Below are 9,647 nucleotides of genomic sequence, written 5' to 3' on the forward strand. Positions count from 1 at the left end.
GTCCTTACCGGGGGCGGCACTTCCTGTTCCGACAGGGAGTGCCGCCCTCGGGCGTGTCCGGGGGTGCGCCGTCGGGAGGGTCCGGGGTGCGCCCTCTCTCCTGTCCCGGGGCACGCCCTTCGCGTGTCCGGGATCACAGCGGGGACGGGATGTCGCGGCCGGGCCGGGTGGTTGAACCATGCGTCCTATGCGTATGCACATACCATTCGGTACCCCCAAGGGAGCCCCCACGTGACTGTCGCCGCCTCCGCATCCCGCGCCGCCGAAATCCTGTCCCGGCCCGTATCGCTGGGCGGCCTGACCGTTCCGAACCGGATCGCGATGGCGCCGATGACCCGCATGTTCTCCCCGGGCGGCGTGCCCGGCGACGACGTCGTCTCGTACTACGCGCGCCGCGCCGCCGCCGGAGTCGGCCTGATCGTCACCGAGGGCACCTACGTCGGCCACGACTCGGCCGGGCAGAGCGACCGCGTGCCGCGCTTCCACGGTGAGGAGCAGCTCGCGGGCTGGGCGAAGGTCGCCGAGGCGGTGCACGCCGCGGGCGGCACGATCGTGCCCCAGCTGTGGCACATCGGCATGGTCCGCAACCAGGGCGAGCCCCCGGTCGCCGACGCCCCCGCCGTCGGCCCCTCCGGTCTGCGCATCGGCGCTTCGGAGCCCACCGGCAAGGCCATGACGCAGGCCGACATCGACGCCGTCATCGGCTCGTTCGCCGAGGCCGCCGCCGCGGCCGAGCGCATCGGCTTCGACGGCGTGGAGATCCACGGCGCCCACGGCTACCTGCTCGACCAGTTCCTGTGGGAGGGCACCAACCGCCGCTCCGACGCCTACGGCGGCGACCGGGTCGCCCGCGCCAAGCTCTCGGAAGAGATCGTCGCGGCCGTCCGCGAGACCGTCTCCGCCGACTTCCCCGTCATCTTCCGCTACTCCCAGTGGAAGCAGGAGGCCTACGACGCCCGCCTCGCCGAGACGCCCGAGGAGCTGGAGGCCATCCTGGCCCCGCTCGCGGCGGCCGGTGTCGACGCCTTCCACGCCTCCACCCGCCGCTACTGGGTGCCCGAGTTCGACGACTCCGACCTGAACCTGGCCGGCTGGACCAAGAAGCTGACCGGCAAGCCGACCATCACCGTCGGCTCGGTCGGCCTGAACGGCGACTTCATCAAGGCCTTCCAGGGCCAGGGCGCCGAGGTCGGCGACCTCGACAACCTCCTGGACCGTTTCGAGCGCGACGAGTTCGACATGGTCGCCGTCGGCCGCGCGCTGCTCCAGGACCCCGAGTGGGCCCGGAAGGTGCTCGACGGCCGCGTGGAGGAGCTGGCGCCCTACAACCCGGCGTCGCTGAAGTCCCTCAGCTGACCTTCGTCACCTGAGGCCCTGGATCTGCTTGCGTCAGTCAAGGACACTGACTGAGCGTCTGTTCACCGGCACTGAGTGAGGAGATCCAGATGACGACGACCGAGTCCCGCCCGCCGCACGACGGTTCCGCAGGGCAGCCCGGACCGGTGGTGCGCACCACCGCCGGTGCGGTCCGGGGCCGGAGGGAGGCGGGGCTCGCGGTCTTCCGAGGTATCCCGTTCGCGGAGCCGCCGGTGGGCGAGGCCCGCTTCCAGGCGCCCCGTCCCGCCCGGCCCTGGGACGGCATACGGGAGGCCCACGCCTTCGGCCCGCCGCCCCCGCAGGACCTCGGCAGCCTGGGCGGTCGGGGCCTGCTCGATCTTCCCGCGGGCGACGAGTGGCTCACGGTCAACGTCTGGACGCCCGAGCCCGACCCGGCGGCCCGCCGGCCGGTGATGGTGTGGATCTACGGCGGTGCCTACAAGCTCGGCCACTCCGGCAGTCCCGGCTACGACGCCCGGCACATCGCCGCCGACGGCGACGTGGTGGTCGTGTCCCTCAACTACCGCCTGGGCATGGAGGGTTTCGCGCACATCGAGGGAGCGCCCGCCAACCGCGGCCTGCTCGACCAGGTGGCCGCGCTGGAGTGGGTGCGGGACAACGTCGAGGCGTTCGGCGGCGACCCCGACCAGGTCACGGTCTTCGGGGAGTCCGCGGGCGCGGGCTCGGTCGCCTCGCTGCTCTCCATGCCGCGCGCGGCCGGGCTGTTCCGGCGGGCGATCGCCCAGAGCGTGCCGGGGACGTTCTTCTCCGACGCGCTCGCCCGGGACATCGGTACCGCCCTCGCCGCCGAGGTGGGTCTGCGCCCCACGGCCGCCGACCTCGCGACGATCGCCCCGCACCGGCTGACGTCGGCGGGCGAGACGCTGAGCGCCAAGATGCTCCAGCGCATCGACCGCTGGGGCCAGGCGGCGCCCACGGTCACCCCGTTCTCCCCGGCCGTCGACGGCGAGGTTCTGCCGACGAGTCCGTGGCAGGCGCTGCGGTCGGGCTCGGCGAAGGACGTCGCGCTCCTCGTCGGCCACAACCGCGACGAGTACCGCCTCTTCATCGCCATGGCCGGACAGCTCGGCCAGATATCCGGCGAGACGGCGGCCTCGGCCCTGAGCCTCTTCGCCCCCGGCGGTGAACAGGCGTACCGCGACGCCTTCCCCGATGCCTCCCCGAGCGAGCTCTACGAACGCGTCCAGACGGAGTGGCTGTTCACCATGCCTTCCCTGCACCTGGCCGAGGCGCAGCGCGGGGGCGGCGGCAGCGCGCACGTCTACGAACTGACCTGGCCGGCCCCCGGCAACGGCGGCGCGCTCGGCGCCTGCCACGGCCTGGACATCCCGCTGCTCTTCGGCACCTACGCGGCGGATCTGGGACTTCTGCTCTTTGCGGGCGCGGAGCCCTCCGCCGAGGCCCTCGCACTGTCGTCCCGCTTCCGCGCGTCCTGGACGTCCTTCGCGAGGTCGGGCGACCCGGGCTGGCCGGCGTACGACGACGAGCGGCGGCTGGTGCAGGTGCTGGACGCGGAGCCGGAGGTGCGGGCGTACCCGGAGGAGCGGTCGCGGCGGCTGTGGGAGGGGTACGAGTTCCTGCCGCTGCCGCTGCTGTGAGTCCGGGCCGCTACAGGTTGCCCATCGGCTCGATGTCGACCCGCACGGGCGTCCCCCACACCCGCAGCACCTCGTAGTCGGTGAACTCGTGGACCAGCCGGTACGCCATGGCGGCCCGGGGAGCCTTGCGCTGGGCGTTGATGAAGAGTTCCGCTTCCCGTCGGTCCCGGCGCGGGGTGCCGCACAGCTGCCAGGCCTGGCCGTTCCACAGCTCCGCCAGCCAGCGCTGCTGGGGCTGGGGACGGTCGCCGCGCACACCGTAGCGGGACGGCGCGGGCTCGGTCTGCGGCTGCTGCGGGGCGGGTCCGTTGAACTCGTTCCGGCGGGCGGCCCTGCGTCGCGTCTCGCACAGCAGGCACAGATCGGGGGCGGCCTCGTCGACCGGGCCGTTCGGGTGCTCGGGGCAGCGGGTCGTGGGCGCGGCGCCCGTGACACTCTCGTCCAGCAGGTCCAGGGCGCGCTTCAGGTCGGCCTTGACCTCGTGCAGCTTGGCGTCCGGGGTGTCGGCGGTGAGGGCCTCGCCGTGCTCACCGAGGACTCGGAGGGCGCGGCCTAGGGCGGTCAGCTGGGCGTGGTTCATGCGTCCATTGTCGTCAGTCGGCGTAGTCCTTGAGCTTCTCGGTGTCCAACGTGATGTTCACGGGGGCGGGGAGCTCGACGGTGGCGCCCCAGGGGTGTCGGGAGATCTGCTGGTAGCGGCCGTCTTTCGGTTCGCTGTGGACGGTGAGTGTGTTGTTGTCGCGGTCGATGAGGAGGTAGACGGGGATGTCGGCCGCTGCGTAGCCGATGGGCTTGTCGATGCGGTCGCGTTGATCTGTGTCGCGGTCGTGGGAGGTGATCTCCACGGCCATCAGGGCGCCGTCGGGGTCGGACCACTCACGGTCGCCTTTGAAGTGGTCCACGGGTGCCAGGAAGCCATCCGTGCGTGCTCGGCCCTTGCGGTATGCCTCCGCTTTGACTCCCCGCTCAGGTGCGAGATCGAGGTCTGGCCGGTGCTGCATGCACTGGCGCAACAGCCACATGAAGATCGTTGTGTGGTTGCCGTCCGGCATGGCCTTGACCTCTAGTTTTCCGTTGATGTACTCCAGCCGCACGGTCTCCGGGGCGCGGCGCTCCAACTCTTCGAAGTCCTCGACGCTGAGCGCGTCCTTCGTCCGGACGCGACCGTCGACATACTCGAGTCGCACGCCCTTCGGGGCCACCTCGGCCAGATCCTCGAAGTCCTCGATGGGCATCAACGGGTGGTCAGCGGTACCAGGGGTCATGGTGCCTCCTCCCTTCCATCGTGCCCTGGGGGAGTGACGTCGCACCGTAGGAGCTGTCATGTGGATGCCTTTTCTTGTCGTCGTTGGAACATCGCGGTGCGGATCTCGGCCGCACGGTCGTGGATCATGGGGGCGGACAGAGGTGCAGGGGGTTGCGCGGAGGCGCGTTCGCCCCGGCAGGCGCTGCAACGTCCCCCTGGCAGGGTTTCCGGACGCCCCGGGGCGCCGCAGTTCGCGCACTCCAGGACCCGTAGGGGTGGGCGTGGGGTGGGCGGGGGCGGAAGTTTGCTGGTCAGGCGGTTGTGGACCAGGGCTGCGGCGTGGTGGACGGGTGTGGGCAGGCCGGAGGTGAGCGCCCGCAATACGTCCTCCTCCGAGGCGCCACGCGCGAACCAGTCCGTCACGAGTGGGGCGAGGGTCGCGCAGTCTCTCTCGGAGAGGGAGAGGACTGGGGCGGTGCGGCCGAGGGCGGCCAGGAGGATGTGGGCGCGGGAGCGGGTGGGCCGTGCTGTCTGTGGCCGTGGTGCGTCGCCTCGGGTGAACGCCGTCCACCAGTCGTCATCCCGGGCGGTGCGAGTGAACCACGTTCGGGTGATCCAGCGGGAGCTGCCGTCGCCGGCCGTCACGCACTCCCGTCCTCGGCGCAGGTGGCCTGCCTGCTGGAGGCGGTTGAGGGCCGTGCCCAGGGCGCACTGTCCGTAGGGAAGCTGTTTGGCCAGCGTCTTTACGGAGATGTCCGCGCCGTCGGGGAGCCGGTCCAGGTAGGCGGCGATGGCGGCCTCACGGGGTGGGAGGTGGCCGAAGTCGTGGTTGGTGCGCGGGGATTGGCCGGGGGTCGTGCGTTTGCCGTAGCCGGGGTTGGCCATGGGGTGCGCGGACGGGGCGGCGGCACTAATGTTGGCGTCAGCCATGGGATCGACTGCTTTCGATCTCGTTGGTTAAGCCCCCGCAGGTGTTGGCGCACCGGGCGGGGGCTGTTGCTTGTGCATGAACGTTAGAGGGCCGTCACTGTCCGTGGCAAGCCGAACGCGTCACGTCAACTCGCCGGGTGGGAGGGTGGGTTGAGGCCCTCCACCCAATCCTTGAAAAGAGGGCTCGAAGCCCGGGTCCCGAAGCTCAGGCCGTCTCGTCCTTGAGGTTCTCGACGAAAGCGGACCAGGCGGTGGCCCGGAACACGAGCTTCGGGCCGTGGGGGTTCTTGGAGTCGCGAACGGGGATGACATCGGGGAATGCCCGGGTGACTTCCAGGCAGTTGTCGCCGCTCCCGCCGCTGTAGCTGGACTTGTACCACTCAGGCATGTTCCTCATGGTCGTAATCCTGCGTCATTGCTTCGAGCAGGGCTAGAGACTTCTCAGGCGAGAGCGCGGAGGCCGCGAGGAACTCGTAGTAGAAGCGGTACTCCGCGACGGTGGCGGGGTCGTCATCCAGCCGCCCGGTGCCGACACCTTCGAGGTAGGCCAGCGGAGGTGCGTCGTCGAAGTCCATGAGCTTGACGCAACCCTGCATGGCCGGGTGCGCCCCCGTGTCGAAGGGCAGCACCTGCACGATGCACCGGCTACGGCGGGCCATGCCGCTGATGTGTCGCAGGGCCTCGGTCATCACCTCCACCCCGCCGGTCACCCGCCGCAGGGCAGACTCGTCAATCACAGCCCACAACAAGGGCTTTGTTGGATCGTCGAGGATGCGGGTCCGCTCCATGCGGGCGGCCACCCTCTTCTCAATCTCCTCATCCGGTGCGGTCGGTTGATATGCGCGGCACACCGCCCTGGCGTAGGCGGGCGTCTGGAGCAGCCCGGGAATCAGCATCGATGCGAACTCCCTGATGGCCACAGCCCGGGCCTCCGCCTCCGCCGCCTCCGCGAAGTGCTCCGGATACTTCGACTTCGCCGCCGCCGCACAATTCCGCTGGAAGAAGTCGCCCGTCCCCAACTCCTCGTCCAGCAACCGCGCGTACTCCCGCTGCAGCCTCCGCGTCCCCGCCTCCAGCTGCCCGATGAACGACCCGCTCACGAACAACCGCTGTCCCAGGTCCTCCTGGCTGAGGCCGGCCTTCTCGCGGGCGTGGCGGAGTTCGGCGCCCAGGAGGGCCCGAGGAGAGGAGGACGGGTCGAGGTCCCTGGAACCGGGCATGGGCAACTCCCTGTCGTACAGAACGGGTTGTTGGACCGCCGTATCTGGCCAGGTTAGAGACGTGGCGGCCACGCTGTGTGGCGAATCGCAAACTCAGCGTGGAGGTAGGAACGGTGCGTTCGACCGAAGAGATCGTGCAATCGCTGCGGGGCGCCCTCGCCGGAGTCGGGGTCGTGCTGCCGTCGCTGGGCGTCGATCCCGTGACCGGCGCGAGCGAGGAGCCGTTCGCGCTGGTCGACTTGGGGCGGTGCAACGTACGGACGGCCGAGCACCTCACCGACGTACTGCGGTCGCTGCCCGCGGGCGAGACGCTGCGGGCGCGCGTGCGGCAGGTCAACCGGGAGCCGAAGTCACGGTGACGTAATGGTGGCCAGGAGGTGTACAACCATTCACCCGTCATTGCCGTCGAACAGGCGTATCGCGCATACACACCGGCGTTCGCCCCACCGCGCGCCACTCCGGAAAAACACGTCCTTTCCCAGAGAAAGCACTCCCCATGACGTTCCGTTGGCTGTGTGGTGTCCTGCGTGTGCGCGGGAAGACCGACCTGCTCCTCGTGTTCCTGTTCACCGCCGGTTTCGCCGCCCTGCCCGTGTTCGCGCTGCTCCCGTCGCTGTGGGGCTTCGCCGCGGCCTCGGCCGTGACGTACGCCGTGGACGAGCTGCTGCACACGCGCTCACCCGCCTTCGTGCGGCGGCTGGCCGCGTTGCAGCTGACCCGCACGATGCGGTTCGCCGTGCGGACGGTGATGCTGCTCGCGCTGGCCGAGCGGATGGACGCGCCGGACGCGGTGCTGGTCGCCGCGCTGGCCGTGTTCGCCGCCCACTTCACCCTGGTGATCCTGTTCACGGCGGTGCACCACGCCATCCGGCGGCGGCGCACACTGCCGGTGGTGGTGCGCAACCTCGACATGAGCGGGGCGGGCATTCCGCAGTCGCCGCCCGCTCTCCTCTACCGGCGTTTCCTGCGCAAGCTGCTGCACCTGGACCTGCCGGCCCACGCGGGCCTGCTCGCCGCGCTGGCGGCCGGGACGTGGCAGCCCGCGGGAATCGGCTTCGCGGTCACCGCCGGGCTCTCGGTCGCGGCCGTGGTGGCGCTGCTCGGGCAGTTGCGCCGGGCCCGCCGGATGCCGTCGGGGGACGAGGTGATCGCCGAGGTCAACCGCCAACTGGCCGGGTACCGGCCGGAGGTGGCGCTGTACTTCAGTTTCGCGGCGGTGTCCCGGGACTTCATGTACCAGGTCAACATGTGGATCGAGACGCTGGAGCAGCTCGACCGGCGGCCGTTGATCATCCTGAGGGAGCGGGCCTCGTTCCGCTTCCTGAGCCGTACGTCGATCCCGGTCCTGTGCGTGCCGAAGGCCGACGACGTGGCGCAACTGGAGCTGCCGGAGCTGCGGGTCGTCCTCTACCCGGGTAACGCGGGCAAGAACGTGCACATGCTGCGCGTCGCCGAGGCCAAGCACGTCTTCATCGGGCACGGCGACAGCGACAAGCTCGCCAGCAGCAACCGGGTGAGCAAGGTGTACGACGAGATCTGGGTGGCCGGGCGGGCCGGGCGCGACCGCTACCAGCGGGTGCGGCACGCGATCAGCGACTCGGCGATCGTCGAGGTGGGCCGCCCGCAGCTGTCGTCGATCCGGCTGCACGCCGACCATGTGCCGGGGCCGCTGCCGACCGTGCTGTACGCGCCGACCTGGGAGGGCTGGAGCGATGACGACTGCCACACGTCCCTGATCCCGATGGGCGTGCCGCTGGTCGAGAAGCTGCTCGCGGAGAACGTACGGGTCCTCTACAAGCCGCATCCCCTCACCGGCAAGCGGTCCCCCGCGGCGGCCGAGGCGGACCGGACCATCCGGGAGCTGCTGCGCGCCGACGACGAGCGGCGCGGCGCCCAGGAGACCGAGGCGGCGATCGCCGCCGTCCGTCCGCGGCTCGCGGAGATCCAGGAGCGGCTCGGTGAACTGTCCGGGCGGCTCGCCGGCGACGACGCCCAGCAGACCCGCGAGGCCCGCCCGTCCGGCCCGGACGGGGAGGCCGAGTGGCACGAGCTGCGCGCCGAGTGGCACCGGCTGTTCTGGGAGAGCCGGGGCCCGTTCGGGCACCAGGTGATCGTCAGTCAACTGCCCACGCTGTACGCGTGCTTCGACCGGGCCGACATCCTCGTCAGTGACGTCTCCTCCGTGGTCGCGGACTTCGTGGCGAGCCTCAAGCCGTACGTCCTCACCAACGCGAACGACCTGCCCGACGCCGACTTCCGGGCGGCCTACACCACGGCCGGCGGCGCCTACCTGCTGGACCGGGCCTGCACCCGGCTGCCGGAGATCCTCGACTCGGTGCGCACGCCGGGCCGCGACCCGATGGCAGCCGAGCGCCGTGTCCTCAAGGAGTACGTCCTGGGCCCGGACCGCCCCACCTCCATGGAGCGATTCAACGCGGCGGTCGACGCGCTGGCCGAGAAGGCGGCGGCGGAACAGGAGGAGCGGCTCGCGGAGGAGCAGCGGGTGGTCGTCGTAGGGGCTTGACGGCCGTGGGGGCGTGACGGCTCAGCCGCTCGCCGCCAGGGCCGCCCGCAGATGGCCGTCGGACTCCGCGAGGAGTCTGTTCGCCGTCGGGCCGTCCACGCCCGCCAGGATCGCGAGGATGGCGTTCTTCACCTCGCCGTCCGTGGCCGTGAGGGCCTCTTCGATCTCCTTGTCCTCGGCGCCGGTGGCGAGGGCGACGATGCGGTGCGAGCGGGCGCGGAGCTTGTCGTTCGAGGCGCGGACGTCGACCATCAGGTTCCCGTAGGTCTTGCCCAGCCGGATCATCGTGATCGTCGACAGCATGTTGAGGACGAGCTTCTGCGCCGTGCCGGACTTCAGGCGGGTGGAGCCGGTGAGCAGTTCGGGGCCCACGACGATCTCGATGCCGTGGTCGGCGGCGGCGGCGAGCGGGCTGCCGGGGTTGCACGCGAGGCCGATGGTGAGACAGCCGCGGGCCCGGGCGTGCTCGACGGCGCCGATGGCGTACGGGGTGCGACCGGAGGCGGAGATGCCGACCACCGTGTCGTCGGGGGTCAGGGCGAGGGTCTCCAGGTCGGACCGGGCCAGGTCCCGGGAGTCCTCCGCGCCCTCGACCGAGGTGACCACGGCGTCCGGGCCGCCCGCGATCAGGCCGACGACCCGGGAGGGGTCGGTGTTGAACGTGGGCGGACACTCGGAGGCGTCCAGGATGCCCAGCCGGCCCGCCGTGCCCGCGCCCGCGTAGTCGAGAC

The 9,647-nt window shown here is 71.0% G+C and carries 10 protein-coding genes; 4 read left to right on the forward strand and 6 right to left on the reverse strand.

The features are described from left to right. The first annotated feature begins 231 nt into the window (after nt 1-231). Together ABZ281_RS22930 and ABZ281_RS22935 are read left to right on the forward strand one after the other, a co-directional pair. A complete protein-coding gene (locus ABZ281_RS22930) occupies nt 232-1,356 on the forward strand; it encodes an NADH:flavin oxidoreductase (RefSeq protein WP_356658174.1) in 1,125 nt (374 codons plus the stop codon). 89 nt (nt 1,357-1,445) lie between these two features. Next, the gene (locus ABZ281_RS22935) at nt 1,446-2,996 is read left to right on the forward strand and encodes a carboxylesterase family protein (RefSeq protein ID WP_356658175.1); all 1,551 of its coding nucleotides are present in this window, start codon (nt 1,446-1,448) and stop codon (nt 2,994-2,996) included. A 10-nt stretch (nt 2,997-3,006) separates the two neighbouring features. On the opposite strand, the gene ABZ281_RS22940 is transcribed toward ABZ281_RS22935, so the two are convergent. From ABZ281_RS22940 to ABZ281_RS22960, 5 genes are all read right to left on the reverse strand, one after another. Beyond that, complete coding sequence (locus ABZ281_RS22940) at nt 3,007-3,576, reverse strand: hypothetical protein (RefSeq protein WP_030849276.1); 570 nt, start codon at nt 3,574-3,576, stop codon at nt 3,007-3,009. 13 nt (nt 3,577-3,589) lie between these two features. Continuing rightward, on the reverse strand, nt 3,590-4,261 hold the full coding sequence (locus ABZ281_RS22945) for a Uma2 family endonuclease (protein WP_356658177.1): 672 nt from the start codon (nt 4,259-4,261) through the stop codon (nt 3,590-3,592). 56 nt (nt 4,262-4,317) lie between these two features. After that, complete coding sequence (locus ABZ281_RS22950) at nt 4,318-5,127, reverse strand: hypothetical protein (protein ID WP_356658179.1); 810 nt, start codon at nt 5,125-5,127, stop codon at nt 4,318-4,320. 250 nt (nt 5,128-5,377) lie between these two features. Continuing rightward, a complete protein-coding gene (locus ABZ281_RS22955; protein ID WP_356658181.1) occupies nt 5,378-5,569 on the reverse strand; it encodes a DUF397 domain-containing protein in 192 nt (63 codons plus the stop codon). Further along, nucleotides 5,553-6,392 (reverse strand): helix-turn-helix transcriptional regulator, encoded by an 840-nt coding sequence (locus ABZ281_RS22960; RefSeq protein ID WP_356658183.1) that lies wholly within the window; start codon nt 6,390-6,392, stop codon nt 5,553-5,555. Before ABZ281_RS22960 ends, ABZ281_RS22955 begins: the two co-directional genes overlap by 17 nt. A 113-nt stretch (nt 6,393-6,505) precedes the next feature. On the opposite strand from ABZ281_RS22960, the gene ABZ281_RS22965 reads away from it, so the two are divergent. Both ABZ281_RS22965 and ABZ281_RS22970 read left to right on the forward strand, forming a co-directional pair. Continuing rightward, nucleotides 6,506-6,751 carry a hypothetical protein gene (locus tag ABZ281_RS22965; RefSeq protein WP_356658185.1) on the forward strand — a complete coding sequence of 82 codons (246 nt, stop codon included), beginning with the start codon at nt 6,506-6,508 and terminating at the stop codon, nt 6,749-6,751. Between the two features lie 137 nt (nt 6,752-6,888). Beyond that, nucleotides 6,889-8,916: a hypothetical protein gene (locus tag ABZ281_RS22970; protein ID WP_356658187.1), complete on the forward strand. Its 2,028-nt coding sequence runs from the start codon at nt 6,889-6,891 to the stop codon at nt 8,914-8,916. A 21-nt stretch (nt 8,917-8,937) separates the two neighbouring features. On the opposite strand, the gene murQ is transcribed toward ABZ281_RS22970, so the two are convergent. Continuing rightward, the coding region (gene murQ / locus ABZ281_RS22975; protein WP_356658189.1) for an N-acetylmuramic acid 6-phosphate etherase at nt 8,938-9,647 on the reverse strand (710 nt) is incomplete at its 5' end.

This window comes from Streptomyces sp. NPDC006265, from assembly GCF_040613555.1.
Lineage (GTDB): Bacteria > Actinomycetota > Actinomycetes > Streptomycetales > Streptomycetaceae > Streptomyces.